Source organism: Variovorax sp. NFACC27 (assembly GCF_048301545.1).
Lineage (GTDB): Bacteria > Pseudomonadota > Gammaproteobacteria > Burkholderiales > Burkholderiaceae_C > Variovorax > Variovorax gossypii.
Genome location: NZ_CP157613.1, coordinates 6,434,824 through 6,461,372, shown reverse-complemented (window position 1 = coordinate 6,461,372; position 26,549 = coordinate 6,434,824). Strand labels below are relative to the sequence as shown.

Genomic DNA, 26,549 nt, shown 5'->3' with positions numbered 1-26,549 from the left:
ATGAAGTGGGTCATTCTTGCCATCTTCGCGCTCAGTGCGCTCTACGTTCATTTCCGCGGCCAGGTGCGGCATCGCTTCTTCAGACAGCTCTCTGACCACTCGACCTTCCTGGCCCCGCTGAACGTCTTCATGTACCTTTTCTCGAAGGTGCCGGGTACGCCCTACCTGTCGCCTTCGCAGTTTCCCGAGATGCGCGTGCTCGAGGAGAACTGGGAAGTCATCCGCGAGGAAGCGCTCGCCATGCGCAACGGCGGCAGCATCAAGGCGTCGAACCAGTTCAACGACGTGGGCTTCAACTCCTTCTTCAAGAGCGGCTGGAAGCGCTTCTATCTGAAGTGGTACGACGATGCGCATCCCTCGGCCGCCGTGCTGTGCCCGCGCACCACCGAGCTGCTCAAGGGCATCGGCACCATCAAGGCCGCCATGTTCGCCGAGCTGCCGCCGGGCAGCCGCCTGGTGCGCCACCGCGACCCCTTCGCAGGCTCGCTGCGCTATCACCTGGGCCTGTGGACGCCGGGCGTCGAGGGCTGCTACATCGACGTCGACGGCCAGCGCTACCACTGGCGCGACGGCGAGGCCGTGGTGTTCGACGAAACCTACATCCACTATGCCGAGAACACGACCGACCACGACCGCGTGATCCTGTTCTGCGACATCGAGCGCCCGCTGAAGTACCGCTGGGCCAGCGCGGTGAACCGCTGGTTCGCGAAGAACCTGCTGGCCGCAGCCGCCTCGCCCAACGATGCGAACGACAAGACGGGCGGCCTCAACCGCGCCTTCAAGTACATCTACCAGATCCGTGTGGTCGGCAAGCGCCTCAAGGCCTGGGACAAGCGGGTGTACTACCTCGTGAAGTGGGCCATCTTCGGCGGCCTGGCGCTCTGGATCTTCTGGTAAGCCCCTTCTTTCACGGCCTTCGCTGGAGGCCGAACGCGGTTGCGAAGGCCTGCGCAACCGCCTCCACGTTGCGGTTGCCTTCGTCCGAGTTGCGCCATACCAGCGAGAGCTTGCGAAACGGAGCGCGGCTTCCCAGTCCCACCTCTCGAACCGCGTAGGCATCGACCAGCGGGCGCCTGGGTTGCGGCACCACCGACACCCCCAGGCCCTGGGCGACCATCGCGACGATGGCGTCCATCGAGCGCAGTTCCATCACGCAGCGCGCATCGGGCTTCAGGCTGCGCACGTACCGCGCGGCGACGCGCCCACCCGAAAGAGACAGGTCGTAGCCGACCCAGTCATAGGTCTCCAGCAACTGCCTGACCGTCTTTCCCGATGCGTTCGGCGGCGCAAGCAGCACGTAGGGCTGGCGGTGCAGCTCCTGCCAGACCAGGCGGCGCGAGCCGCCGGCTTCGGGGCGCACCAGCAGGGCTACGTCGAGCCGCGCCGCCTTGAGCTCGGAGATCATCTCGTCGCTGTCGTTCAGCGGCGGCACCACCACGTCCAGCGTCGGGTGCTTCTGCCGCAGCGCATGCAGCGCCTGCGGCAGCACGTCGCTCTGCATGCTGGTGATCACGCCCACCCGGATCCGGCCCGCCACCCCGACCGCCGGGCGCGAGCGCAGCATCTGCAGCCTGTGGGAGAAATCGCCCACCGCGCTCACCACCTCGCGGGCAAATGCCGTCGGCACCACCACGCGCGTGGAGCGGTCGAACAGCGGCCGTCCGAAGTACTGCTCCAGCTGCTTGACCTGCAGGCTGACCGCGCTCGGGCTGCAGCCTACGACGCCCGCCGCGGCGGTGAAGCTGCCCTGCTCGAGAATGGTGCGCAGCGTGACGAGCATCGTGAGATTCATGAGAAATCCTCACAGTTGGTGTTTGTATATCTCGCTTTACTCATTCTATGGGGTGCCTACGATCGCTCCGGTCCATCGCAACTGTCACAACCGCCACGCCTGCCAGACCGGAAGCCCCCGACATATGAACAAGACCCGACCACATCGCCTCGCGCGCGCCAGGAGCCTGGTGTGCACCCTGGGGCTCGCATTCGCCGCATGGCAGGCGCAAGCCGCCGCCGCGTGGGTTCCAGAGCGTCCCATCCACCTCATCTCGCCGAGTCCTCCCGGCGGAGGCACCGATGCGGTCTCGCGCCTGCTCGCGGCCAAGCTGGGCGAGCAGGCCGGATGGCAGGTGGTGGTCGACACCAAGCCTGGCGCCGGCAACAACATCGGCCTGGAGTTCGGCGCGAAGTCGCCGCCCGACGGCTACACCGCGGTGCTGGGCGAGACCAGCAACCTGACCGTCAACCAGTTCCTCTACAAGAAGCTCAACTTCGATCCGGTGAAAGACCTCGCGCCGGTCGCGCTGGTGGGCACGGGCGTGTCGGTGCTGGTGGTGAATGCCGCCAGCCCCATCGACAGCCTCGCCTCGCTGCTGGCCACGGCGAAGAAGAAGCAGCTTGCCTATGCGTCTTCCGGCAACGGCACCGTCGGGCACCTGGTGGCGGAAAGCCTGCGCGTGACGGCGGGGGCCAACGTGCTGCACATTCCCTACAAGGGAGGCGGCCCCGCCATGACCGACCTGCTGGGCGGGCAGGTCGACTTCTACATTTCCTCCCTGGTTTCGGCGCTGCCGCTGATCAAGGACCGCAAGCTGCGCGCGCTGGCCGTGACCTCGGGCACGCGCGATGCCTCGCTGCCCGAGGTTCCCACCTTCATCGAGAGCGGCTTCAAGGGCTTCGAGTACTACACCCTCTACGGCGTCGTGGTGCCCGCGAAGACGCCGGACAACATCGTGCGGACCATGAACGCGGAGATCAACAAGGTGCTCGACGCGCCCGACGTGCGGGCCGGCCTGGCGGCGCGCGGCGTCTATGTGCGCACCGGAACGCCGGAGTCGTTCAACGCCTTCCTGAACAGCGAGAGAAAGAAATGGGCGGAGGTCGTGAAAGCGTCCGGCGCGACGGCCGAATGACGCAGCAACCCCACGCCATGGCCGCTCCCGGCGCCGAAGACTGCGGCACGACGGTGGACCTGCGCAGCGACACCGTGACGCGCCCCACGCCGCAGATGTACGACCGCATCGCGTCAGCCATCCTGGGCGACGATGGGCTCGACGGCGATCCGACCGCACTGGAGCTGGAGTCCGAGGCCGCCCGCCTGCTGGGCAAGGAGGCCGCGCTGTACGTTCCCAGCGCGACGATGGCCAACCTGCTGGCCATCCTCGCCCAGGCCGGGCGCCAGGAGGTCGTGCTTGCCGAGGCGGCCTCGCACATCTACGTGACCGAACGCGGCGCGGCCGCGCTGACCGGGTCTTTCTACCAGCCCATCGACGGCGTCGACGGCGCCATGGACCTCGGCCTGCTCGCGCAGGCACTGGCTCCGGGCCGCAACAAGCTGCGCACCGGGCTCGTCTGCCTCGAGAGTTCGCACAACAACGCCGGAGGCGCCGTATTGCCGCTTTCGCACATGCAGGCGGTGTACGGCGCGGCCAAGGCCGCGGGCGCCTCGGTTCACCTGGACGGCGCGCGGCTGATGAATGCCGCGGTGGCGCTGGGCGTGCCGGCGTCGGGCATCACGGCCTTCGCGGACACGGTGTCGCTGTGCCTGTCCAAGGGCCTCAGTGCGCCCATGGGGGCGGTGCTCGCGGGGCCCGCGGTCACCATCCAGCGTGCGAGGTGGCACAGGAAGCTGCTCGGCGGCAGCCAGCGGCAGGTCGGGATCGCCGCCGCCGCGGGGCTGGTCGCCATCACCACCATGGTGGGCCGTCTCGCGGACGACCACGCGAACGCGCGCCGGCTCGCTCACGGCATCGGCCAACTACAGGGCCTTTCGGCGAACGTGCCGCAGACCAACATCGTGCAGGTCGACGTGGCCGCGTCGGGGCACGACGCGGCCTGGTGGGAGGCCGAGCTGCGCAAGCTGGGCGTGCTGGTGCGCACCTGGGGCAGGAACAGGCTGCGCTGCGTCACCCATCGCCACACGGGCGAACCCGAGATCGACACAGCCCTGAAGGCGTTCGGCATCGTCGCGGCGCAGGGCTGCGACGTTCCGCTGGACGAGCGCAAGACCGGTTGAGACTGACGGGGCTCAGGCCCCGGTCCACACCAGCCGGCTGCGCGTGTTGCCGGCCCAGCTCACGACGGCCGCGAGCAGCGAGCCGCCGAGCACGTCGAGCAGCACGTGCTGGCGCGTGGCCAGCGTCGAGTAGACGATGCCGAGGGCCCACAGCATGTTCAGCACGCGCACCCATGCAGGCGACCCCACCGCGTGCAACTGGCGCTCCAGCAGTACGGCAGTGAACACCGCGAACGCCACATGCAGCGACGGAAACGCATTGCCGCCCGCGTCGGCGGACTTGAGGAACTGCAGCGCCGGGTACTGGGCCCAGTCGACCGCGAATGCCGGCACCGTCGTCGGGAAGAGCCAGAACACCACGAGGCCCACGCCTGCCATGAGGGCGGCATCGCGCGCGCAGGCCCATAGCTCCGCCTTGTCCTTCGCGAAGGCCGGCGCGAGCGAGATGTAGAACCACAGCGAGCCGTAGAGCAGCATCGCGTCGTCGCTCACGCCCACCCAGTGGTCGAGCAGCGTGAGCGGCATCACTGTCGGCTCCGAGGGCGGGTTGTGCATCAACCAGAAATAGATGACGAAGAAGCCCGAGATGCCGACAGTGGTGCCGATCATCTTCACCACCCACAGTGTGGCGATGCGCCGGCCCAATGCCTGGTACCAGGAAACGGAGGGTGCGGGGGAGGAAATCGCCGGGCGGGAGTTCATTGGCGCCCCAGCTTATGCAACTGCATTGCGTGAACATTGCGTCTTCCGCAAGAGGGCCTCTCCTAGAATGGCCGGCCTTTGGCCTCTCTTTCCTCCGTACTCCCATGAGAATCCTGCTCGTCGAAGACGAAGTCGACCTGGCGCAAGCCTTGGCTTCCGCATTGCGGCAGAACCAGGCGGTGGTCGACGTGGCGGGTTCGCTGCGCGAGGCCGAGGACGCGGCGCTCTCGGCGCAGCACGACGTGATCGTGCTCGACCGCGGCCTGCCCGATGGCGACGGCCTCTCGCTGGTGGCCTTCCTGCGCGAGAACGACATTCCCGCCGCCGTGCTGGTGCTCACCGCCATGACCGACGTGGCAGAGCGCGTGCTGAGCCTCGACGGCGGCGCCGACGACTACCTCGCCAAGCCCTTCTCGATGGACGAGCTCATGGCGCGCGTGCGTGCGCTTGCACGTCGCCCCGCGGTGCGCGCGAACCTCGTCATGACGCTCGGGCAGCTGCGCTTCGACCACCACACGCGGCAGGCCCACGTGGGCGAGCACTGCATCACGCTGCCGCGCCGCGAGCTGCTCGTGCTCGAGGCGCTGCTCGAGCATCGCGGCCGCACCGTGCTGCGCGAGGCCATGCAGGAGCGCGTGTACGGCCACGAGGACGACATCCAGTCGAACGCGCTCGACACGCATGTGTCGCGGCTGCGCTCCAAGCTCGACAAGGCCGGCGCGCAGGTCGAGATCCATGCCATCCGTGGCGTGGGCTACCTGATCTGCGCGGCCCGTCCCGCGGCATGACGGCATGAGGCAGGGCCTTCTCTCGCTGCGCTGGCGGCTGATCTGGAGCCTGATCCTGCTGCAGGTGGTCGTCGGAACGCTGGTGATGGGCGGCTTCCTCGGCCTTGCCTGGGTGCTGGGCCGGGTGGTCGACGAGACGGGGCAGGAAACCATCGCGGTGATCCAGCGCTCGCTCGCGCGCGGCCCCGACGGACAGCTGGTGGTCGAGCCCACGCCCGAAGTGCAGCGCCTGCGCGAGGCAGACCCACCGTTCTGGTTCATCGCGCGCGACGAGAAGGGCTCGGAGGTGCGCAACGGCGAGGTGCCACCCATCTATGCCGCGCTCTTCGATTCGCTCGACGGCATGGAGCGCATGGCCATCAACCCCGAGAGCGACAACACCCGCCCCAAGGCCCGCTTCGAGCGCGTGGAGACCCGGGCCGGTCCGGTGGCGCTGATGACGCAGACCGGTGGCCCGTTGACGGTGAAGAACACGCTCAAGGGCACCGGCATCGCCTTCCTGTTCCTGGTGGCGCCGATGGCGCTGGTGACCTGCCTCGGCGTGATCCTGGCCACGCCCTTCGTCGTGAAGCGCGGCCTCAAGGGCGTGGTGGCCACGGCCGAGCATGCCGAGAGCATCGACGTGCACGAGCGCACCACGCGGCTGCCGCTGGCCAACGTGGCGAGCGAGATCCGCCCGCTGGTCAACGCGGTGAACCGCGCCTTCGACCGGCTCAACGAGGGCTACGACCGGCAGGAGCGCTTCCTCGCCGATGCCGCGCACGAGTTGCGCACGCCGATCACCACGCTGCAGATCCATCTCGAAGGGCTGCGGGACGGCCCGCTCAAGGTGAAGCTGATGCAGGCGTCGGCGCGGCTCGCCACGCTGGCCGAGCAGTTGCTCGACCTGCAGCGGCTGGACCGCATTGCCGCGCACGACCAGCAGCAGGTCGACCTGAAGGCGCTGTGCGAGCGCGTGGCGGGCGACATCGCGCCGCTGGCCATCATGAACCGCTGCACGCTGTCGGTGGAAGCTCCGAAGCCGCTGTGGGTGCGCGGCGACGCGCCTTCGCTGGAGCGCGCGTTGAGCAACCTGATCCAGAACGCCATCGAGCATGGCGGGCAGGGCTGCGACATCCAGGTGCGGCTGTGGGAGCCCTCGGGCTTCGAAGTGCTCGACTCGGGCCCCGGCATTCCGGAGGCCGACCGCGAGCGCGTGGTGGCTCCCTTCCACCGGCTGGTGCCGCGAGGACGCGGCGCAGGGCTCGGGCTGCACCTCGTGGCCGAAGTGGCGCGCCTGCACGGCGGCCAGCTCACGATCGGTTCCAGCGAATCGGGCGGAGCGAAGATGCGGCTGGAGCTGAACCTCGACCTCTGAGCGCGCGGTTGCAGGGCTCGGAGAACCACTGCGCGAAGACCTGCCCCAGCAGCCCCGAGGCCGCGACGACCGCGAAGAACCACAGCGGGATCCACGACGGCGACGCGCCCAGCCACTGGAAGAGCCATGCGGCGGGAATCACCACGAACATGTGGCTCAGGTAGACCTCGTAGCTGTTGCAGCCGAACCAGCGCAGCGGCGCGGCCATCGCTCCGGCGCACCAGGTCCACGGCCTCCAGTGCGCAGCGACGAGCATCAGCGCGATGCCCAGCTCCAGCAGCGTCACCTGCAGGCCGAAGCGCGTGAGGCCCAGCTGGTACACCTCCTTGCGGAAGCAGAACACCGCCACGCTCAGAACCAGGCCCGTCAGCAGCACTGCACGGCGTATCGCTGCTGTCGGCTTTTGCGGCACGCGGTGCGCGAGCAAGGCGGCGAGACAGCCGAAGGCGATGCCGTCCATGCCCGAGAGATAGGAGTGGTCTTGCCACAGCTCGTTGTCGCTGAGCATGCTGCGCGCCAGCGGCCCGAGCACGATGGGCACGACCAGCAGCAGTGCCAGTCGCCGCTCGCTGCCGCACAGCACGCAAAACAGCGGAAAGCCCAGGTAGAAGGCCTCTTCCACCGAAAGCGACCACAGCACGCCCCATGGCCCGGGCAGGTAGCCGACCTGCGCCTCAAGCCAGTTGAGATGCAGCCCCAGCGCTGCCAGCAGCGCCCGCCACAGCGAGACCTTCGAGGTGTCGAGCGCGAACCATGCGCTGCCCGCCAGGTGCAGCACCGCCAGCACTGCGAGCAGCAACAACAGGGGAGGCAGGATGCGCGCCGCACGGAGGCGATAGAACGATGCGGGCCGCACGCGCGACAGATCGCCCCAGCGCCGTATCGACGCGCTCGTGATCAGGTAGCCCGAGACCACGAAGAACACGATCACCGCGTAGTAGCCGCTGCGAAAAAAGATCCCCGAGGCCCGGGGCCCCAGCCACTGGGCCAGCTCCGGCGGCCCGAAGGGAATGCGCAGGTTGGCGTGCAGCAGCACCACGAAGATCGCGAGCAGCCCGCGCAGCAGGTCGACGTGCGCCAGGCGGGGCAGCGGGGCGGAGGAAGACATCGCGCGATTCTGTGGCCGTCCGGCGGGCGACGGCTGAAGGGCTCCTGAAGCACCGACAATCGCAGCCTGCCGCCATGCCTCTCGCCGACCAGGACCTTTCCCCTCCGACCGATCTCGCCACCGCACAGGCGCTGATCGCCCGCGTCCGCGCGCAGCTCGATGCCGAAGGGCTCGCCATGCGCGCACCGCCGCCCGAGCCCACCACCTGCTGCGGGCGAGGCTGCAACGGCTGTGTATGGGAAGGCTGGCTGGCCGCGGTGGCCTACTGGCGCGACGAGGCTTCACTGCTGCTCGGGTGAAGGCATCAGGCGATGCCGGTGCGGCAACTAGGGCCTGTTCACACTATTTCCGGGGTCGCGTTGGCGCTCCAAGGGGCTGGCTGCGGCGTTGCCCGCGCTTGCAAGGCATCAGCCTTGCAAGCGCGGGCGCCTTGCAGCCAGCCCCTTGGAGCGCCAACCCTGCGGGAAGGGCAGCCAGGGCGGGCCACTCGGCGTTGCGCTCCTGGCGTGTGCGCATGCACACGCGTCGTCGCGCGCCTTGATTGGCCCGCCCTGGCTGCCCTTCGCGACCCCGGAAATAGTGTGAACAGGCCCTAGGCCCGCGCGGGCTTGCCTGCCGGTCGCTGTCGGGTGAGCGCCAGGTTGGCTGTCATCATGGCCGCGACCAGCGTGACCAGCCATGAGAAGTACACCCACAGCAGGAACATGGGGAGCACCGCGAACGCCCCATACAGCGCCTTGTACGTTGGCACCTTGACGAGATAGGTGGTGAAGCCGCGCTTGCCGAGCTCGAAGGCCATGCTGGCGACCAGGCCGCCCGCGAAGGCATCGCGCAGCCGTACCTTGGTGTTCGGAACGAGGTAGAACATGCTCGTCAGTACAACCATCCCGAGCATGAGCGGCCCGAGGTCGAGCACGAATGCGAACGAGGATGGCAGCGCGCCGATCAGGCCCATGGAGATACCCAGCAGGTACGACGTGGCCCACAGGCTCAGGCCCAGGACGGGTGGGCCGACGGCCAACATCAGCAGATACAGGCCAACTCTCCTGAAGAACGGTCGATTCTTCCGGATCTTCCACATCTGGTTCAGCGCGTTCTCCACGGTGAGCAACATCGCGATCGCCGTGCACAGCAAGAAGAGCGAGCCGACCCAGGTCAGGCCGCTGGCGTTCGCGGCGAACTGGTTCAGGTACTTCAGCACCGTGCGTGCGATGTCCGCGGGGAGCAGCCTGCTGAGCAGGAACTCCTGGAGCGCATCCTTGAACCGGGTGAAGGCATGGAACCGCGTGAGCAGCGCGAAGCTCGCCGCCAGCAGGGGCACGATGGAGAGCAAGGTCGTGAACGCCAGGCTTCCGGCTACCTGAGGCAAGCGCTCCTTTCTGGCGCGGTCGATGGTCAGGCGGGTCAGGGCAAACATGTATCGCTGAGGAAGAAGGAGTCGAACGGGTTCGCGGGCGAAAGGACCGCGGCCGCTGCGGCCGATTGTCATCGGTCCGCCGGATCATTCCAGTCCGGCGTTCCGTTCGGACAGCATTCCCGTTCGACCATCCCGAGAAGTTCTGCCCTGAGGTCTCTCGCCTCGGGTCAGCTCTTGGACTTTGCGTATTCCTCCGCGCTCATCATCTCGAGGCCGACGAACGGGGCGTTGCCTTCGACCCATGCGTCGTGACCGGGCGGAATGGTGTACGACATGCCTTCCTCGATGACGGTCTGCGAGCCGTCATCCATTTGCACGGTGATCCGGCCGGAGACCGCATAACCGACATGAGCCGCCTGACAACTGTCGGTGCCCACGACCGGCTTGATGCACTTCGACCAGCGCCACCCGGGCTCGAACTTGAAACGTCCGAGCGTGTACCCCTCGAGGCGGACCACTTCGACCCGGGTCTTCTCGGGCTCCCGAACCTCATCCGGTTCGTCATGGGATTTCGTCTGAAGCTTGTTGACACTCATAGGACTTGCCATCGCGACTCTCCTTGCACGAGTGAGCAATTGGTCCGCGGCAGCCTCGTGCAGAACCGCACGTGAACGATTGAATGGTAGTCCTGGGCCACGCTTGCGTTGATCTATTTATTGCGCAGCCGCACTCTCTTGCACGCAACTCGATCACGTGCACGGAATCTTCGGCAAGCCCTTCTTGATGCCGCTCCATGCAGAGAGCGTCATGTGGCAATTTGGGTAAGCCGCGTTACAGAAAATCTTCGTCCACCACCAGGGACAGCACCGACCAGCGCAGTCGCTGGGCCCAGTTCGATTCCGGTTCCCGATGCAGTACCCAGCGGCGTCCTTCGCGCAGAAAGCTCCATTGCAGGCCGCCGCGCTGCGGCGCCTCGCTCACGGTGAAGCTCGCGGGCATGCGCACGCGCCGGATCAGTTCGGCCAGCTCGCCGGCCAGCGCAGGGCTGTCGACGATCAGGCCCAGCTCGGTGTTGCAATGTGCCGAGCGCCGGTCCATGTTCATCGACCCCACGTAGAACCAGCGCCGGTCGACCACCGCCAGCTTGGCGTGCAGGCGGCCCAACGAACCGCGGCCGCTGTCGGTGTCGCTCCAGGCCGGATGCGATTCGCCGGCCGGCATCAATTCATACAGCGCGGCGCCCATTTGCAGGAGTGCGCTGCGGTAGCGCGCGTAGCCGTAGTGCACCAGCGGCTCGTCGGTGGTGGCGAGCGAATTGGTCATCACCGACACGCTCGCGCCCTCGCGGCTCGCATGGGCGAGCGCCTCGATCATGCGGGGCATGGGGACGAAGTAGGGCGAGACGACGAGCACCTCGGAGCGCGCGGTCTTGAAAAGGTCGAGGTTCGCGGCCATGACCGCGCCTTCACGGCCTCGCGGTTCTCCGGCTTCCCCGACGTCTCCGCCGGCGTCGCTCGCGAAGGAGGCTTGCACCATCGCATCCGCTACCACGCGCACCTTCGCCGGCACCAGTTCGACCAGCCCCTGCGCCAGTTGCGCGCCGACCGGGCCGCGCCCCAGCACGTCGCGCTCGCCGGGAGGCACGAAGCGCGCGAGGCCGCGCACCAGTTCGGCGAAGCGTTCGCGGGCATGGGCCGGCGTCGCGCGTTGGCCTGCTGCGATGGCTTCGAACGGGTACGACAGCGGCCCGTTCCAGAAGGCATCGAAGCTCGCCGACAGCGCGCGCACCGCCGGCCCGGCCAGCAGCGCGTCCATGTCGATGAAGTTCGCCGGCTTGCTGCGCCCGAAGTACTCGTCGGCGATGTTGCGCCCTCCTGTGATCGCGAAGCTGTTGTCGGCAATGAAGAGCTTGTTGTGCATGCGCCGGTTCACGCGGCCGACCTCGTGCAGCGACAGCAGCACGCGCGTGCGCAGACCGCCGCTGCGCACCGGCAGCGGGTTGAAGACACGTACCTCCACGTTGGCGTGTGCGGCCAGCCCTGCCAGCATCTCGTCGTCGCCGCCCGCGTACAGGTCGTCGACCAGCAGGCGCACTCGCACGCCGCGCCGGGCCGCGTCGCGCAGCTCGCGCAGGAATTGCCGCCCCGAGGTGTCGCCGGCCACGACGTAGTACTGTGCGTCGACGGTATGCAGCGCGGCCTGCGCGAGCGCGATGCGTGCGTCGAAGGCCTGGTCGCCGCCGGGCAGCAGGCGCACGCCGGATACGTCGGTTGCTTCGGGCATCGCGCCGTCCAGGCCCGGCAGCGACGCGGCGGCGATGCGTGCGAGCGCGCTGTCCCCGACGTCGGTGCGTGCCTGCGACGCGACACGGTGCACGTTGTCCGGCAATGCGGCGCAACCCGCCAGCAGCGAGACCACGAGCATGGCCGCAGCGCACAGCGCGCGGGCGAGCATCGCGTGGTGGAGCGCCAGGATGCAGAACCGGCACGCAAGGGGCTCCCATGCGGCACGCAGCACGGCAAAAGATTTCGGGGTGTTCATGGCGGTCCTCGGTGCATCGGATGCAGCCAGTCTTCCGCGCGGCGCCCGCCGCAACAATTGAACGGTGCGCCTAGTCCCCGGTGCAGTGCCGGCGTGGCCATCCGACTAGGCCGTTGGTGTAGGTGCGCGCACTCGCTTGTTGGGGTGCTTTGCGCTAATCTGCATTCAGGACGGGGAGGGCCACCGTAGACGAGAGGCCTGTATGAAGGTTCTGCTGGTCGATGACCATGAGATCGTCTGGAACGGCACCCGCCTCCTGCTGGAGCGCATGGCCGCCGAGATCGAACCGGGCCGCCCCTTCCACTTCGAAGCCGTGCGGGACGCCGAGCAGGCCTGCCGGCTAGACCCCGTCGGAGTCGACCTGCTGCTGCTCGACTATCACCTGCCTCAACTCTCCGGCCTGGCCGCGCTCAAGGCCGTGAAGGCGCATTTCGAAGCCACGCCCGTGTGCATGCAGTCCGCGGAGAGTTCGCCGCAGCGCGTGCGCGAGGTCATCGAGGCCGGCGCGGCCGGCTTCATCCCCAAGTCGTACCGTCTCGAGGACATGGAGGCCGCCCTGCGCGTGGTGCTGCGCCACAGGATCTACCTGCCGGCCGAGTTCGTGCTGGCCGACGACGTGACCCGCGCGCGCGAGCCCGACGAATTGCCGCGCGAGGATCTCGCCGGCTTCCTGCGCGTCGAGCTGTCGCCGCGGCAGCGCCAGGTGCTGGCGCTTGCGATGCGGGGCATGCCGGTCAAGCTGATCGCGCGCCAGCTGATGATTGCCGAGGGTACCGTGAAGGTGCACCTGTCGATGGTCTACCGCGCGCTCGGCGCCCGCAACCGCACCGATGCCCTGTGCCGCGTCTTCGACGCGCAGGCGGCATGGGCGCTCGAGGCTGCGTGACATGCCGGCCGCACCGGACGAGCTGGACGAACGGCGCCTGCAGGTGGTCGCCGAACAGGCCGTGGGGCTGCGCTGGCAGATCCTGCTCACCGCCGTCGTCGTCGCGGCCATCGTCTGGCGCGACCTTCCGGCGCCCTGGGTGCTGGGCTGGTTCGCAGCGGTGATCGCCAGCCGCGAGTGGCGCGCCGCCGCGCTCGCACGCATGGCCGCCGACCGCGCCCGCCCGATCGCCGAGCGGCTGCGCGCCACCGTGCGCTGGAACGTGCTGATCGGCGCCTGCAACGGCTCCGCGGCGCTGTTCATGGTCCGGCTCGATCCGACGCTGGATGCGGTCCTCACGATGATCCTGGTGTCGTGGGGCGCGGGGGCCGTGTCCACGAGCGCGACCGTGATGCCCGCCTTCCTGGCCTACGCGGGGCTGCTCTTCGTGCCCACGGCGGCCATGTGGCTGATCGCCGGCGGCTGGCTCGGCTGGGGCGTGGGCGCGCTGGTGCTGATGTTCTTCGGCGTGCAGACGCGCTTTGCCCGGCGCAACCTGCAGACCTTCGAGGAGTCGTTCGGCATCCGCGCCGAAAACCAGGCGCTGGCCGTTTCGCTGGAGTTCGAGCGCACGCAGCTGGCCATCGCCCGCGACCAGGCGGTGCGCGCCAACAACGACAAGAGCCGCTTCCTGGCCGGTGCCAGCCACGACCTGCGCCAGCCTCTTCAGGCGATGGCGCTCAACGTGGGTGCGCTGCGGCACGTGGCGATGGCGCCCGATGCGCGCGCGATCGTCGAGGTGGTCGACAGCAGCCTGGAGCAGCTGCGCGCGATGCTCGATGCACTGCTCGACGTCTCGAAGCTCGATGCCGGCGTGGTCGTGGCCCAGTCCCAGCGCGTGCGCATCGACCGGCTGCTGACGGCCGTGATGGCCAGCTTCGGCGCGGCGGCAGCGGCGCGCCGGGTCGGCCTGCGCACTGCCTGTCCGCCCGGCCTGGCGGTGCGCACCGATCCCGACCTGCTGCGCCGCATGCTGGCCAACCTCATCGACAACGCGATCAAGTTCTCGCCCCCGGACGGGCAGGTCCTGGTGCGAGCCTGCACGCGGGATGCACCGGATGCATCGGACGCACCGAATGCAGAAGTCGAGCTGACGGTGCAGGACAGCGGCCCCGGCATCGCACCCGAGAACCACCGGATCGTGTTCGAGGACCTGGTGCAACTCCAGGCGGTGGGCCCCGGCGCCGCGGCTGCAACGGGGCATGGCCTGGGCCTGGGCATCGTGCGACGGATGGCCGAGTTGCTGGGCGTGCCGGTCGAGCTCGAGTCCAGTCTCGGCGCTGGCGCCTGCTTCCGCCTGCGGCTGCCGCGCGCGGCCTCCCTCGGCGCCGATGGTTCCGAGGTTGATGGCGCGGGCGCTCCGTGGAGCCTGGACGGTCGCTGCGTGCTGGTGCTGGAGGACGACCCGATGGTGCGCGGTGCCTACCTCAACGCGCTGGGCGCGATGGGCTGCCGCGTGCTCGCCGCTTCCACGCTCGACGAGGCACTGCAGCAGATCGACGAGCCCGATGTGCTGGTGGTCGACTGCCGGCTCGGCGGGATCTCGGGCTTCGATGCCGCCGAGCGCCTGCGCGCGCAGCGCTGCGCACAGCCGGCCCTACCCATCGTCATGGTCACGGCCGACACCGACCCGGCGGTGGTCGAGGCCGCGCGGCGGCAGGCGCTGCCGCTGCTGCGCAAACCCGTCGACGACCAGACGCTCGGCCGCACGCTGGCCGCAGCCATCGAACATTCCTGAATCCGCGACCACCCTGCGAAGAGCCGAACATGAACGACGGCGGCCGCCATCACGACGAGACCCCGGGCGATCGCCTGCTCTCGGAGGGCGCCGAAGTGCTGGTGCGGGAGATCCTCGCGGCTCCGCCCGACGCGCTGCATTGCGAGGTGCTCGTTATCGGCAGCGGCTACGGCGGTGCGGTGGCGGCGGCACGGCTGGCGGGCGCGCTGCCGGTGGACGCATCGCCCGGCACGGCAGCGAACACTGTGCCGATCAAGGTCTACGTGCTGGAGCGCGGCAGCGAATACCTGCCGGGCGAGTTTCCGGCCACCTTCGCGGAGCTGCCGGGACACGTGCGCTTCAGCATGCAGGACGGCAGGCCCGCGCGCGGCAACGCCTCGGGGCTGTTCGACCTGCGCCTGGGCGGCGATGTGAACGCGCTGCTCGGCAACGGGCTGGGCGGCGGGTCGCTCATCAACGCCGCGGTGATGGAACGCGCCACGCCCGATGCCTTCGAGGGCGGTGCCTGGCCCGCGGGCCTCGATCTCGCCGCGCTGGCGGACGGCTACGACAAGGCCGAGGCCATGCTGGGCCTGGAGCAGATTCCCGAGAGCGTGTCGAAGCTCGACTCCTTGCTGAAAGCGGGTGAGCGGCTGCACGCGGAGCGCGGCAAGGCACACGTTGCGATCGCCTTCGTCGACGGCACGCGCACGCCGGCCCAGGTGGTGATGCACCGCTGCCTGCGCTGCGGCGATTGCGTGAGCGGCTGCAACCACCGCGCCAAGAAATCGCTGGACACCAACTACCTCGCGCTGGCTCACGCGCGCGGTGCACGCCTGTTCACCGGCGCCACCGCGCATCGCATCGCGGCCCTGCCGGGAGGAGCCGGCTTTGCGGTCGAGTTCTTCTTCACCGACCGGCGCAAGGCACGCAGCGACAACAGCCGGCCCTACGTAGTGCGCGCGCGGCGGGTCGTGGTGGCCGCCGGCACGCTGGGCTCCACCGAACTGCTGCTGCGCTCCAGGGCCGCCGGCCTGCCGGTTTCCCAGGCTCTGGGCACGGGCTTCTCGGCCAACGGCGACATGATCGCGGCGGCGACCGACCAGCACGACGAGGCGTTGTCCAGTGCGCTCGAGGGCGACGCGCCGGCGCAGCGCGGCGTCGGGCCGACCATCACCGGGCTGCTGCGTATCCGCGCGAAGCAGGGCGAGCGCCCGCTGGTGATCGAGGAGTTCGCCGTTCCCGCGCCGCTGCGCCGCCTGCTGGCCGAAGTGGTGACCACCACGGACGCACTGCAGGCACTTGCGCGCATGGACCTCGACCTTCACGCACCGGACGAGGGGCGCGATCCGCTGGCCGTGGACGACGACATGCTGCGCCGCACGCCGGTCTACGGAATGATGGGCGACGACGGCGCCGCCGGCATCATCGAACCGGTCGGCCATGGCGGCAGCGACGCGGTGCTGGCCGATGCGCAAGTGCGCGTCGCGTGGGACAAGGTCGCGGCCCTGCCGGTGTTCGCGGCGCAGATGCGTGCGCTGCATGCGGCCCACGACGGCGTGGGCGGACTCGGCGGCCGCGTGCTGCCCAATCCGCTCTGGAACCCGCTCCCGCCGTTTCGCAGCCTCGAGTCCCTGGTGGGAGCGGCGGGCTCGGTGCTCACGGTGCACCCGCTGGGCGGCTGCCGCATGGCCGACGGGCGCGAGCGCGGCGTGGTCGACAGCTGGGGCCGCGTCCACGACGGCGCCGCTGCCGGTGCTGCTGCGCTGGTGCCCGGCCTGGCGGTGCTCGACGGCTCGATCGTGCCGGTGTCGCTCGGCATCAACCCCTCGCTCACCATCGCGGCACTGGCCGAGCGCGCAGTGCCCGTGCTGGCCGCGGACTGGGGCCTGGCGCTGGTGGATTCGCCGCAGCCCCCGGCGTCGGAGCGCCCGTTGCGCCGCGACCTGACCCGGCCCCGCGCGCCCGCGCCCACGCGCGTCTCCCTGCGCGAGCGGATGACGGGCCGCGTGCATATCGACGGCCAGGACTTCGCGTTGAGCGCCGAGGTGGAATTCGAGCCGGTCGACGTACAGGCCCTGCGCGCGACACCGCGCGCGCTGGCCCAGCCGGTGGTGGTCCTGCGCTTCGGCAAGGGCGACGACGCGCCCGTCGCGCATTGCACCGGCACCGCATCGATGCTGGCGCGCGAGAAGAGCGACAGCATCGAGCGCATCCTGCGCAGCCACGAGTTGGCCCGCAAGAAGCTGCAGGCGCTGGCGGAGGTACTGCTGCCTTCGCGCGCGTCAACGGTGGGCCCGAACGGCGGCAACGACAAAGGCGGAGAGAGCCTGGCCTTCGACGGTCCGGTCATGGCCGACCTGATGGCGCTGTGCTCGCACCTGGGGCAGGTGCGCCTCATCGAATACGACTGGACGGTGGCGCGGGTCGAGCATGGCGCGCCATTGAAGGTAGGCGACCGGCTGCGGCTCAGCAAGCGCATCGCGTTCGTCGAGGGCGGCAACCCGTGGCGGCAACTGAGCGAGGGCGAACTGCAGCGGATCGATCACCTCGGCGCGCAGCGGTTGGGCCGGATGGTGCTGGACCCTTCCTACTTCGTCGAGAAGCTGCAGCCGCTGCTGCGTGTCGAGCATCAGCAGGACATGCCCAACCAGCTGGGCGACCTGGCCGAGCTGGCGTTGTGGGTGCTGCGCATCGTGCTGCACGTCCATCTGCTGGACTTCGTGCCGCCGCCCGACTCGCCGCGGCGCGACTGGGAGCGCCTGCCCGGCGAGGTGTACGGCGTGCGGCCCGAGCCGGTCGAGCTCGACGCCGCTGCCGGCCCTGGCGGCGTTCCGTCGCGACTGCTGTCGCGCTATCGCCCGCCGGCGCGCCGCGCGGGCACGAGGCCCGTGATGCTGATCCACGGCTATGGCGCGAGCGGTTCCACCTTCGCGCACAGGAGCATTCCCGGCAACCTGGTGCACAGCCTGCTCGCGGCCGGGCGCGAAGTCTGGGTGCTCGACCTGCGCACCAGCATCGGCTTTTCGAACCGGCCGCGGCCCTACTGGTCGTTCGACGAGGTGGCGGAGACCGACATTCCCGACGCCTTGCGCACCGTGCAGGCGGCGTACGCCATGCCCGACGAAGCAGCGCCTGTCCAGGTCGACGTGGTGGCGCATTGCATCGGTGCCGCCATGTTCAGCGTGGCGGTGCTGCGCCTGCCGGGGCTGCATGCGTCCATCGGCGCGGTGGTGCTGTCGCAGGTGGGGCCGTTGCTGCGCGCCACGGCTTTCAACCGCTTCCGGGGCTATGTGGCGGGCTACCTGCGGCAGTTCATCGGCGTCGACGAGTTCGACACGCGGCCTGCGCTCACGCACATGAAGCGCCTGCTCGTCGACGGCCTGCTGGCGACCTTTCCCTACCCCGATGACGACGGCGAAGCGCAGCGCCTGCGCGAGGCACCGGGCTTCGCGGCAGTGCGGCACCGGGCCGACGCCATCTTCGGCCAGACCATGCGGCTGCACAACATCGGCAAGGACACGCTCGATGCGCTCGATTCGATCTACGGCTTCGTGAAGCTGCGAGGCCTCGCCCAGGTCGGCAACTACGCCCGCGAAGAGGTGCTGACCGACGCCGGCGGACAGGGCCACGCCGTCGGCTTCGAGCAGGTCGGCGAGCGCTTCGGCTTCCCGGTGTTCATGCTGCATGGCCAGCGCAACGCGGTGTTCGACTGGCGCGGCTCGTACGACAGCTTCTGGCTGCTGAAGCGCGTGTTCGGCAAGGACGGTGGCCTGTCCCGGGAGCCGCCGGAGCTGCCGGACCCGTCGGACCCTTCGGACTCCTCGAGCCCTTCCGGAGGCGACCTGTTCCTCGGCGAAGGCACCCCGCACCAGCTGCTGGTGCTCGGCGCCTACGGCCACCAGGACACGCTGATCGGCGAGAAGGCCTGCAACGACGTGTTCCCGCACATCGTGCGGTTCTTCGAGACCTTCGACAGGAAGCCCGGCCCCGATACGCCGGTGCCGCCCGACTGGCGCACCAGCCTGCCGTGGACCGGCCCATGGCTCGGCCATGCGAGTCGCGTGGCCGGCAACGCGGGCCGGCTGCATTGCCGGCTGGCGCTGCGCCCGCCGCCCGCGCATGTGTCGGCGCGCGCCGTGGTCTTCGTGCCCGCGTGGCGCCGCGGCGGGAGATGGTGCTTCGACTTCGCATGGATGGTGGCACTCCAGACCACGCGCGAAAAGCTCCTGCAGGAGGCGGTGGAGATCGACCTCTTCGACGACCGGCTCGCCGACTACCAGGGCTTCGCGGTGCTGACGGCGCACGACGACCTGCCCCTGGCACGCGGCCCTGTCGAAGTGCTGGGCCGGCGGCTGGAGACCGGGCTGTTCGCGCAGCCGCAGGACGAACCGATCGAGCCCATCCGCCGCCAGGTGACGAGAACGTTGGACGCGGCCACCGACGCGCAGCTCGAACGCGCCGTGGTGCGCCTCGACCCCGCATGGACGGGCGCCGTGCAGCGCGAAGGCGAGCCCGCGCAGGCCTCGCTGTGCTTCGCGCTCGCCAGTTGCCAGTACGTGCCGGGCCTGGTCGACCGGGTGCCCGCGCAGGCGTCGTACCGGCGGCTCGCGCAGCGGCTGGAGGCGCTCGCGCCACCGCACAAGCCGCAGCTGCTGTTGCTCGTCGGCGACCAGGTGTATGTCGACCAGACCGCGGGCCTCTTCGTGCCGGCGGGCGGCGACGACGTCGGCCAGGCCTATGCGCTCACCTTCAGGCTGGAGGCGCTGCGCCAGGTAACGGCCTCGCTGCCGACCTATCCGCTGCTCGACGATCACGAGGTGATGGACGATTGGGAGCCGGGCCCCGAACCCTACGGAACGCCGGCAGTGCGCGTCGCGCTCGAGGCCTACTTCGCGCAGCAGCACAAGCTGGTGCGCGACACCGGCCCGCGCCGCGACCAGCGTCCCTTCGACTATCGCATCGCGCCGGCCGGCTTTCCGTTCTACATGCTCGACACGCGCAGCACGCGCCAGCAGCGGGTGCTGCGCGCGGCCGAGCAAGCCGCGACCGTCGCCGCGCCGCTGGATCGGGCCGCGATCCGCGCCGAGGCCGGCATGGACGACCTGAGGAAGTGGCTCGAGGCCGCGCCCGCCGGACTGCCCAAGTTCATCGTGTCGCCGGTGACGCTGTTCCCGATGCCGCGCGCGGCCGTCTTCGGCGACCCGGCGCAGCGCCTCGGGCTGGACGACTGGAGCGGCTACCCGGCCTCGCAGCGAGTGCTGCTCGAATTGCTGCGCGACACCACCGCGCGCCACGTGGTGGTGCTGTCGGGCGACCGCCACATGTCGAGCGTGTCGAGCCTCTGGCTGCAGGCGGAAGGCGGGCCGGTGGAGGTGATCTCGGTCGTGTCCTCGGGCCTGTATGCCCCATGGCCCTTCGTCAACGCGCGGCCCGACACGTTCTGGCTCGACGGCCATGTCGATCCCGGCCCCATGTCGGAAGCCTTCGGCGGCACCATGGTCACTGCGGCCGTGGGCACCGGCAACGGCTTCGCCATGCTGCAGGTGGAGCGCGGGGCCGGCGGCCATTGGCGGATCGGCGTCACGCTCGACCTGGACGACGGGCTCACGCGCTGCGTTCGCGACCTCGATCCGGCCGCCGGCACCGGCTGGCAGGTGGAGGGGCCGGCGCGCTTCGCAGGCGTGCAGCGCCCATGAGTCCCGGCCTGCCGATCCGGACCGCTGGCGTCGTCAGCGCGCGAGCCAGCCGTTGATCTCCTCGATGACTTCGGTCTTGGCGCCGCCCGAGAGTGCCTGCAGGCGTATGCGAGACATCAGGTAGACGAACCGGGCCTGCGCCAGGTCGCGCTGGGCGGAGACCTTCTGCTGTTCCGCGTTCAGCACGTCGGGCAGGGTGCGGCTGCCGGCCTCGAACGAGCGCCGGTTCGAGAGGACGACCTGCTCCGCGGAACGCACCGCCTGCTCCAGGGCCTTGACCCTCAGGGGGCCTTCGGTCACGCCACGGAATTCGCGGTGCAGCCGCACCCCGAGGTCGCGGCGCAGGGCTTCGAGGGCCTCTTCGGCCCGCTGCTGGCCCGCGACCGCCTGCCTCACGGTGGAGCTCACATGGCCGCCTGAATACAGGGGAATGTTGAGCTGCAGGCCGATGGACTTGTTGCTGTAGCGGGTCTTGATGCTGGTGATCGTGTCGCTGTCGTTGCGGGACCACTGGGCGATGGCGTCCAGGGTCGGATAGTGGCCTGCCTGTGCCTTCGCCAGTTCGTGCCTGGCTGCTTCGACCTGGGCACCGAGCGAACGAAGCTCCGGGCTTTCGAGCTCGGCCCGCTCGATCCAGTCCTCGACCCGGTCGGGCATCGGCCGGACGAGCTGCATCCTGGATGGGTCCAGCGGCGCCAGCCTGTCGATCGGGCGATTGACCAGGCTCTGGAGCTGCCTGCGCGTGAAGTCCAGGTTCTGGCGCGCCTCCAGTTCCTGCGCCACATTGAGGTCCAGGGCCGCACGCGCTTCGTCGATGTCGGTGCGCGTGCCGAAGCCCGCGCCGAGCCGCTTCTGCGCGGCATCGAGCTGGGTCGTGTAGGCCGTCTTCTGCGAGAGCACCAGCGCGAGATGCTCCTCGGCCAGCAGCGCCTCGAAATAGGCGCCGCTCACCCGGACGCCGAGGTTCTGCAGTTCGCGATCGAGAGTCGCCTCGGCATCGTCGACCTGCGCCTGGGCCTGGCGGTAGTCGGCCATCTGGTACATGCGGAAGATGGGCTGCCTCAAGCTCAGCACTTCGCTGCTGCTGGTGTAGCGCAGGTTGGCCGTGACGAGTTGCCCGGAGGTGTCCGGCGAAGTTCTTTCCAGCCAGTTCCGATAGCGCGAGACGCTTGCCGACAAGTTTGGAAGCAGTTGCGCGCGGGCCTGCGGCAGGCGTTCGCGCCGGGCGTCCGTGGCTGCCCGCACGGATCGGATCGTCGAGTCCTGTTCCAGTGCTTCCCGGTAGGCCTGGGACAGGTCGAGCGACCAGGCCGGCCCCGAGAGAAGGCCGGCGGCAGCGAATGCCAGCGCGGTTTTCTTCACCGGTCATTCCTCCGTCATGGAGGCTGCGATGCGCTTGGTGAGCGGGTGCAGGAGATAGGCGAGCAGCGAGCGCTCTCCCGTCTTGAAGACTACCTCGACCGGCATGCCCGGCTGCAGCGAACGCTTGCCCAGCTTTCTCAGGCCCTCCTGAGTCACGGCCACCCGCGCGAGGAAGTAGCTCGTGTTGGTCTGGGGGTCCGTCAGCAGATCGCCGGAGACCGAAACCAGCTTGCCCTGCACCACGAGCTGCGGGGAATGGGCGAAGGTCGAGAAGCGCACGTCCACCGGTATGCCGGCGTGGACGCGGTCGATCAGATGCGGCGGCACTCTCGTCTCGAGCAGCAAGGGCTCGTTGACGGGCACCACGTCCATCAGCCTTTGCCCCGGTGCGATCACGCCGCCCACGGTCTGCGCCACCAATGCCACCACCTGGCCCGAGGCGGGCGAGCGGATCTCGGTGCGGCCCAGTTCGTCCCGCAAGGCGACGAACTTCTCGAAGTCTCCGAGCACCTCGCGGCTGACTTCCGCCTGCTGAGTCTCCACTTCCTTGTGGTACTCCTGCTGCCTTGCAATGGCACGCTGGCGAAGCTCCGCGACCGAGCGTCGGGCCCGGCCCATGTTGCCGAGAAGTTCGGCAATGAAGGTGCTCGATTCCGCGACCTGGCGCTCCATCTCCATCTGGCGATTGCGCGGAACATACCCTTCGGCAACCATCTTGCGTGTCTGGCCCAGTTCCTCGTCGAGAAGAGAAAGCTGGGTCCGGCGGCTGCTCAGCATGCTCGCGTAAGCCTGGGCCAACGCCTGCTGGCCCTGGATGTTCTCCTCGATCGATTGCAGATCGGCGCGCAGGGCGGCGCGCCGCGACTTGAGCAGCTGCTCCTGGTTGAACATCTGCTGCCGGATCAGCGGATCCGAGGCCGCCACCTGCAAGTCCGGATGGAAGTCGATGGCGTCCAGTCCTCCCTGTTCGGCCAGCAGGCGGCCTTGTATGGCGCGGAACCCCAGGTAGCGCTGCCGCACGGTTTCGAAGCTCGCCCTGGCCGCGGCGTCGTCGAGCTTGAACAGCAACTGGCCTTCCTGGACCTGATCGCCTTCGCCGACCCGCACTTCCTTGAGGATGCCTCCGACCTGGTGCTGGACCACCTTGCGCTTCGTGTCGATGGCGACCTGCCCCTGGCTCGGCACGCCCTCGTCCAGCGGAGCAAACGCGGCCCACAGCAGGAACCCGCCGAATCCGGCGACCAGGGCCCAGACGCCGATCCGCCCGGCGCGTCCGAGCCCGGTCCCGAGGTCGTCCGCGTCCTGCGATCGATCTTCCCCGACCGGCGACGGGATGGCAGTCACGTCCCTGAGAGCATTCGGCTTGGCCATCTGGAACTCCCTTCGAGATCGATATGTTGCAGGACGGCTCCGGATCAGGCCGACTGCGCCAGGACTGCCGGCCGCACGTCGGGCTGAGGTCGGCGCAAGGACGCGAGCACGGCGTCTCGTAGCCCGTCCGCGGTCAGTTCGCCGTCGCTCAGGACCATGAGGCGGTCGGCCACGGCAACCGCGCCCTGGCGGTGGGTTACCAGGAACACCGTTTTCCCCCTGGATTTCAGTTCCCGTATGGCTCGCAGCAGCGCTGCTTCGCCGGCGTCGTCCAGGTTGGCGTTCGGCTCATCCAGAACGATGAGCGACGGGTCGCCGTAGAGCGCCCGGGCCAGTCCGATCCGCTGCCTCTGCCCCCCGGAAAGCAGATGGCCCGCGTCCCCGATGAGGGTGTCGTAGCCTTTGGGAAATCGCAGGATCGTCTCGTGCAGGCCGGCACTGCATGCGGCCTCGATGACCTTGCGCGAGTCGATCTCGCCGAGCCGCGCAATGTTCTCGGCAATGGAGCCGCCGAACAACTCGACGTCCTGCGGCAGATAGCCGAGATGCGGACCCAGCTCGAGACGATTCCAGCTTCGGACCGGCACGCCGTCGAGCAGCACCGCGCCGCGGGATGCGGTCCAGATCCCGACCATGACTTTCACCAGGGTGGACTTGCCGGAACCGGAAGGCCCCAGCAGCGCGACCACTGTTCCCGCGGGGACCGCGAACGAAATGTTCTTCAGGATGGGCGCCGGGCGCCCCGCGGCTCCCGCGAAGACGCCTTGCAGGCTGATCTCGCCGGTGGGGCCGGCCCGGGGAGGGAAGGGGGGCTGCCCGGGGAACTCGGCCAGCAGCTTTTCGAGACGCCCGAATGCGGCGCGGCAGGAGACAAAGCCTCGCCACGTGCCGAGCAGCTGGTCGATGGGTGCGAGGGCGCGGCCCATCAGCACATTCGCGGCAATCATGGCGCCCGGCGACAACTGGCCATCGATCACCAGCAGCGCGCCCGCCCCCAGCGCGAGCGACTGCTGGCTGTAGCGCACGAACTTGCTCCAGCCGGCGACGCGATTGACAAGACCATTCGCTGATGCGCTCTTGTCCATGCAGGCCGCGTGCTGGCGATTCCAGCGCTTCTGCAGGTTGGCGACCATGCCCATCGATTCGAGCACCTCGACGTTCCGGAGCTTGCCCTGCAGGTCGCCCATCGTCTCGCTCGCGGCTTTCAGGGCCGCTTCCGACGGCGCGACGGTCTTCCTCTGCCCGAACCAGGCCAGTGCGGCCTGGACCAGCGCGAAGCCGAGTGCCAGGACGCCGAGCCAGGGATGAAGAAAGAAGATCACCGCGATGTAGATCGGCGTCCAGGGCGCATCGAAGAGCGCGAAGACGCCCGGGCCCGTCAGGAACTGGCGGATCTGGTTCAGGTCCGCGAACGGCCTTGACGCGCTGGGTGCCGACTGGCCGAGGCAGGCCTGAAAGCTTCCGTTGAACACCCGTGTGCCCAGTTGCCGGTCGAAGCGCAGGCTGGCCCTCACCAGCAGCCGCGAGCGCAGCCATTCCGACAAGGCCAGCGCTCCGAAAAGCAGCAGCGTGATCAGCGAAATCGCGAGCAGGGTCAGTTCGCTTTGACTGGCGAGCACGCGGTCGAATATCTGCAACATGTAGATGGTCGGCGCGAGCATGAGCAGATTGCTCAGGAAGCTCAGCGATCCGACCTGCAGGAAGTCTCCTCGGAACCCCCAGAGAGCGCGTCCCAGGTCGCTGCGGTCGAAGAACGCAGGTGTCTTCATGGCAGCGTGTGCGCCTGAAGCGCGATGCCCGCGGCGTTTCCGGCATCGCGCCGCTTCGATGCAAGGCTGCCTTCCGCCTTGCGCATCCGGTCCGCCGCCTGTTCGTTGGCCTGCCGCAGCGAGGCCAGGACCTCGTCGCGCGCGCCGAACGCCTGCATCGTGCCGTCGCACAGCACCAGCATCTTGTCCGCCACGGCCAGCACGCTGGTGCGGTGCGTCATGACGACGAAGGTCGTGCCGCGCGCCTTGAGGTTCAGGATGGTGCTCGCCAACGCTGCGTCGCCGGCATCGTCGAGGCTCGAATTCGGTTCGTCCAGAACCACCAGCGCGGGCTCGTCGTAGATCGCGCGCGCCAACGCGACCCGCTGCCGCTGTCCGCCCGACAGCACGGCGCCTTCGGGTCCGATCGGGCTGTCGTAGCCCAACGGAAGGCTCGTGATGGATGCGTGCAGGTCGACGGCCAATGCCGCCGCCTTGACCTTCGAAGGCCGCACCTCCCCGAAGCGCGCGATGTTCTCGGCCAGTGTGCCGTCGATCAATTCCACGTCCTGGGGCAGATAGCCGATGTGCGGGCCGAGTTCGCTCTTGTCCCAAGTGAACACGTCCGCGCCGTCCAGCCGCACCTTGCCGCTGGCTGCCGGCCAGAGGCCGACGATCAGGCGCGCCAGGGTCGTCTTTCCCGCGGCAGAGGGGCCCACGACGGCAAGCACTTCGCCGTGCGCCAGGGCGAAGGCCACGTTCTTCAGGATGGCCGGGCCATTGCCCGGCGCGCCCGCCACGAGGTTTTCGACCTGCAGCGCGCCCTTGGGTGGCGGCAAGGACATCGCGTTCGGTCTCGGGGCAATGGCGCCCAGCAGGCTGTCCAGGCGTTGCCACGCGTCGCAGGCATTGACCACCATGCGCCATTGCGCCAGGAGCTGTACCAGCGGCGCCAGGGCCCTGCCGCCCAGGATCGAGCCGACGACCATCATCGCGGCATTGCCGTTGAGCGGGTTCTTCAGCAGCAGCCAGGCGCCCAGGCCGAGCAACAGCGAACCCATGGTGACCTGCAGGAATCTGCTGACGGCCTGGCAGGCTCCGGCGCCGTCCGAAGCCACGGCCTCGCGCTGCAGGAAGTCACGTCGTCTGGCGATCCATCGGCGGTGGACGTCCCGCAGCATGCCCATCGACTCGATGACCTGCGAGTTTCTCAGCGCCGCGTCCGCATACTGCTGCGCTTCGATCGCGCATCGATTGGCCGCCACCAGCGGCGGCCGCGTGTTCCGGTCGTTGATCCAGCCCACGAACACCTGCAGCAGCGAGCCCACGACAGCCGACCAGCCCAGCACCGGGCTGATGGCGAACATCAGCGCCAGGAAGACCAGCGAAACCGGTGCTTCCATGAGCGCCAGCAGCGGCGGCGAATACAGGAATTCCCGCAAAGTCCGGAGGTCGTTGAGCGGCTGCACGGTTCCGCCCGGCAGCCGCTTGAGGCCCGCTTCGAAGACGGCGGCGAACACGCGGTCGCGCATCTTCCGGTCCAGCTTCTGCCCCGCCTGGTACATCACCTCCGCGCGTGCCCAGTCGAGTATTTCCATCAGGCAGTAGGCGGCCAGGACCAGCAATGTCAGCATGGCCAGCGTGAGCATGCTGCGACTGTTCACGACCCGCCCATACACCTCCAGCATGTACGCGCTCGGAGCCAGCAGCAAAAGGCTCGAGCAGACACTGAACCAGGCGGCCCGCACGAAGCAGGCGTGGAGCGTTGTCACCGCCTGCCGCAATTCGCCAGACTTTTCCTGGGGCTTCATACCACCTCGCAGGTTCGACATCGGTAAGCCCGGGCACAGGCCGGGCGAGAA

Annotated in this window: 19 protein-coding genes; 9 read left to right on the top strand and 10 right to left on the bottom strand. The window is 69.0% G+C overall.

Going from position 1 to position 26,549, the window contains the following annotated elements; translation table 11 throughout:
- Entirely contained in the window at positions 1 to 897 is an 897-nt protein-coding gene (gene lpxO, locus ABL840_RS30110; protein ID WP_093197469.1) for a lipid A hydroxylase LpxO, read from the top strand.
- A 10-nt stretch (positions 898 to 907) separates the two neighbouring features.
- Here lpxO and ABL840_RS30105 read toward each other — a convergent pair whose 3' ends face one another.
- Positions 908 to 1,792, bottom strand: coding sequence for a LysR family transcriptional regulator (locus ABL840_RS30105; RefSeq protein WP_093301867.1), 885 nt, complete (start codon positions 1,790 to 1,792; stop codon positions 908 to 910).
- 124 nt (positions 1,793 to 1,916) lie between these two features.
- On the opposite strand from ABL840_RS30105, the gene ABL840_RS30100 reads away from it, so the two are divergent.
- Both ABL840_RS30100 and ABL840_RS30095 read left to right on the top strand, forming a co-directional pair.
- Complete coding sequence (locus ABL840_RS30100; protein WP_093197464.1) at positions 1,917 to 2,909, top strand: tripartite tricarboxylate transporter substrate binding protein; 993 nt, start codon at positions 1,917 to 1,919, stop codon at positions 2,907 to 2,909.
- Entirely contained in the window at positions 2,906 to 4,012 is a 1,107-nt protein-coding gene (locus ABL840_RS30095) for a threonine aldolase family protein (RefSeq protein WP_418116063.1), read from the top strand. Before ABL840_RS30100 ends, ABL840_RS30095 begins: the two co-directional genes overlap by 4 nt.
- 12 nt (positions 4,013 to 4,024) lie before the next feature.
- On the opposite strand, the gene ABL840_RS30090 is transcribed toward ABL840_RS30095, so the two are convergent.
- Complete coding sequence (locus ABL840_RS30090; RefSeq protein ID WP_418116062.1) at positions 4,025 to 4,714, bottom strand: phosphatase PAP2 family protein; 690 nt, start codon at positions 4,712 to 4,714, stop codon at positions 4,025 to 4,027.
- Between the two features lie 104 nt (positions 4,715 to 4,818).
- On the opposite strand from ABL840_RS30090, the gene ABL840_RS30085 reads away from it, so the two are divergent.
- The gene (locus ABL840_RS30085; protein ID WP_093197459.1) at positions 4,819 to 5,502 is read left to right on the top strand and encodes a response regulator transcription factor; all 684 of its coding nucleotides are present in this window, start codon (positions 4,819 to 4,821) and stop codon (positions 5,500 to 5,502) included.
- Between the two features lie 4 nt (positions 5,503 to 5,506).
- Positions 5,507 to 6,859 carry a sensor histidine kinase gene (locus ABL840_RS30080; protein WP_093301864.1) on the top strand — a complete coding sequence of 451 codons (1,353 nt, stop codon included), beginning with the start codon at positions 5,507 to 5,509 and terminating at the stop codon, positions 6,857 to 6,859.
- Here ABL840_RS30080 and ABL840_RS30075 read toward each other — a convergent pair.
- A complete protein-coding gene (locus ABL840_RS30075) occupies positions 6,795 to 7,967 on the bottom strand; it encodes an acyltransferase family protein (RefSeq protein ID WP_093301862.1) in 1,173 nt (390 codons plus the stop codon). The two genes, ABL840_RS30080 and ABL840_RS30075, sit on opposite strands and share 65 nt — an antisense overlap.
- Before the next feature lie 74 nt (positions 7,968 to 8,041).
- On the opposite strand from ABL840_RS30075, the gene ABL840_RS30070 reads away from it, so the two are divergent.
- Positions 8,042 to 8,266 (top strand): oxidoreductase-like domain-containing protein, encoded by a 225-nt coding sequence (locus ABL840_RS30070; RefSeq protein WP_093197451.1) that lies wholly within the window; start codon positions 8,042 to 8,044, stop codon positions 8,264 to 8,266.
- 293 nt (positions 8,267 to 8,559) lie between these two features.
- On the opposite strand, the gene ABL840_RS30065 is transcribed toward ABL840_RS30070, so the two are convergent.
- The 3 genes from ABL840_RS30065 to ABL840_RS30055 all read right to left on the bottom strand — a co-directional run bounded on the left by ABL840_RS30065 (position 8,560) and on the right by ABL840_RS30055 (position 11,865).
- Positions 8,560 to 9,456, bottom strand: a complete 897-nt coding sequence (locus ABL840_RS30065; RefSeq protein ID WP_418116061.1) for a YihY family inner membrane protein — start codon at positions 9,454 to 9,456, stop codon at positions 8,560 to 8,562.
- A 95-nt stretch (positions 9,457 to 9,551) separates the two neighbouring features.
- Positions 9,552 to 9,932 carry a cupin domain-containing protein gene (locus ABL840_RS30060; protein ID WP_093301859.1) on the bottom strand — a complete coding sequence of 127 codons (381 nt, stop codon included), beginning with the start codon at positions 9,930 to 9,932 and terminating at the stop codon, positions 9,552 to 9,554.
- Positions 9,933 to 10,155: 223 nt separating this feature from the next.
- Positions 10,156 to 11,865 carry a phospholipase D-like domain-containing protein gene (locus tag ABL840_RS30055; protein WP_093301857.1) on the bottom strand — a complete coding sequence of 570 codons (1,710 nt, stop codon included), beginning with the start codon at positions 11,863 to 11,865 and terminating at the stop codon, positions 10,156 to 10,158.
- Between the two features lie 202 nt (positions 11,866 to 12,067).
- On the opposite strand from ABL840_RS30055, the gene ABL840_RS30050 reads away from it, so the two are divergent.
- From ABL840_RS30050 to ABL840_RS30040, 3 genes are read left to right on the top strand one after another with little or no spacing between them, the layout of a single operon-like run.
- Positions 12,068 to 12,751, top strand: coding sequence for a response regulator (locus tag ABL840_RS30050; protein ID WP_093197441.1), 684 nt, complete (start codon positions 12,068 to 12,070; stop codon positions 12,749 to 12,751).
- A gap of 1 nt (position 12,752) precedes the next feature.
- Positions 12,753 to 14,528, top strand: a complete 1,776-nt coding sequence (locus ABL840_RS30045) for a hybrid sensor histidine kinase/response regulator (protein ID WP_176947467.1) — start codon at positions 12,753 to 12,755, stop codon at positions 14,526 to 14,528.
- 29 nt (positions 14,529 to 14,557) lie between these two features.
- Positions 14,558 to 20,206 carry an alkaline phosphatase D family protein gene (locus tag ABL840_RS30040; RefSeq protein WP_093301854.1) on the top strand — a complete coding sequence of 1,883 codons (5,649 nt, stop codon included), beginning with the start codon at positions 14,558 to 14,560 and terminating at the stop codon, positions 20,204 to 20,206.
- A gap of 33 nt (positions 20,207 to 20,239) precedes the next feature.
- Here the strand turns inward: ABL840_RS30040 and ABL840_RS30035 are convergent, their stop codons facing one another.
- The 4 genes from ABL840_RS30035 to ABL840_RS30020 are packed head-to-tail and all read right to left on the bottom strand — an operon-like array spanning position 20,240 to position 26,498.
- Positions 20,240 to 21,568, bottom strand: coding sequence for a TolC family outer membrane protein (locus ABL840_RS30035; RefSeq protein ID WP_093301853.1), 1,329 nt, complete (start codon positions 21,566 to 21,568; stop codon positions 20,240 to 20,242).
- A gap of 3 nt (positions 21,569 to 21,571) precedes the next feature.
- Positions 21,572 to 22,939, bottom strand: a complete 1,368-nt coding sequence (locus tag ABL840_RS30030; protein ID WP_093301851.1) for an HlyD family type I secretion periplasmic adaptor subunit — start codon at positions 22,937 to 22,939, stop codon at positions 21,572 to 21,574.
- Positions 22,940 to 22,983: 44 nt separating this feature from the next.
- Positions 22,984 to 24,708 (bottom strand): type I secretion system permease/ATPase, encoded by a 1,725-nt coding sequence (locus ABL840_RS30025; protein ID WP_093301850.1) that lies wholly within the window; start codon positions 24,706 to 24,708, stop codon positions 22,984 to 22,986.
- A complete protein-coding gene (locus ABL840_RS30020; protein WP_093301848.1) occupies positions 24,705 to 26,498 on the bottom strand; it encodes a type I secretion system permease/ATPase in 1,794 nt (597 codons plus the stop codon). Before ABL840_RS30020 ends, ABL840_RS30025 begins: the two co-directional genes overlap by 4 nt.
- Positions 26,499 to 26,549: the final 51 nt, after the last annotated feature.

Bases quoted from the DNA above. Each gene is read 5' to 3' on its own strand.
- lpxO (WP_093197469.1), top strand. From the start codon at position 1: ATGAAGTGGGTCATTCTTGCCATCTTCGCGCTCAGTGCGCTCTACGTT.
- ABL840_RS30105 (WP_093301867.1), bottom strand. From the start codon at position 1,792: ATGAATCTCACGATGCTCGTCACGCTGCGCACCATTCTCGAGCAGGGC.
- ABL840_RS30100 (WP_093197464.1), top strand. From the start codon at position 1,917: ATGAACAAGACCCGACCACATCGCCTCGCGCGCGCCAGGAGCCTGGTG.
- ABL840_RS30095 (WP_418116063.1), top strand. From the start codon at position 2,906: ATGACGCAGCAACCCCACGCCATGGCCGCTCCCGGCGCCGAAGACTGC.
- ABL840_RS30090 (WP_418116062.1), bottom strand. From the start codon at position 4,714: ATGAACTCCCGCCCGGCGATTTCCTCCCCCGCACCCTCCGTTTCCTGG.
- ABL840_RS30085 (WP_093197459.1), top strand. From the start codon at position 4,819: ATGAGAATCCTGCTCGTCGAAGACGAAGTCGACCTGGCGCAAGCCTTG.
- ABL840_RS30080 (WP_093301864.1), top strand. From the start codon at position 5,507: ATGAGGCAGGGCCTTCTCTCGCTGCGCTGGCGGCTGATCTGGAGCCTG.
- ABL840_RS30075 (WP_093301862.1), bottom strand. From the start codon at position 7,967: ATGTCTTCCTCCGCCCCGCTGCCCCGCCTGGCGCACGTCGACCTGCTG.
- ABL840_RS30070 (WP_093197451.1), top strand. From the start codon at position 8,042: ATGCCTCTCGCCGACCAGGACCTTTCCCCTCCGACCGATCTCGCCACC.
- ABL840_RS30065 (WP_418116061.1), bottom strand. From the start codon at position 9,456: ATGACAATCGGCCGCAGCGGCCGCGGTCCTTTCGCCCGCGAACCCGTT.
- ABL840_RS30060 (WP_093301859.1), bottom strand. From the start codon at position 9,932: ATGGCAAGTCCTATGAGTGTCAACAAGCTTCAGACGAAATCCCATGAC.
- ABL840_RS30055 (WP_093301857.1), bottom strand. From the start codon at position 11,865: ATGAACACCCCGAAATCTTTTGCCGTGCTGCGTGCCGCATGGGAGCCC.
- ABL840_RS30050 (WP_093197441.1), top strand. From the start codon at position 12,068: ATGAAGGTTCTGCTGGTCGATGACCATGAGATCGTCTGGAACGGCACC.
- ABL840_RS30045 (WP_176947467.1), top strand. From the start codon at position 12,753: ATGCCGGCCGCACCGGACGAGCTGGACGAACGGCGCCTGCAGGTGGTC.
- ABL840_RS30040 (WP_093301854.1), top strand. From the start codon at position 14,558: ATGAACGACGGCGGCCGCCATCACGACGAGACCCCGGGCGATCGCCTG.
- ABL840_RS30030 (WP_093301851.1), bottom strand. From the start codon at position 22,939: ATGGCCAAGCCGAATGCTCTCAGGGACGTGACTGCCATCCCGTCGCCG.
- ABL840_RS30025 (WP_093301850.1), bottom strand. From the start codon at position 24,708: ATGAAGACACCTGCGTTCTTCGACCGCAGCGACCTGGGACGCGCTCTC.
- ABL840_RS30020 (WP_093301848.1), bottom strand. From the start codon at position 26,498: ATGAAGCCCCAGGAAAAGTCTGGCGAATTGCGGCAGGCGGTGACAACG.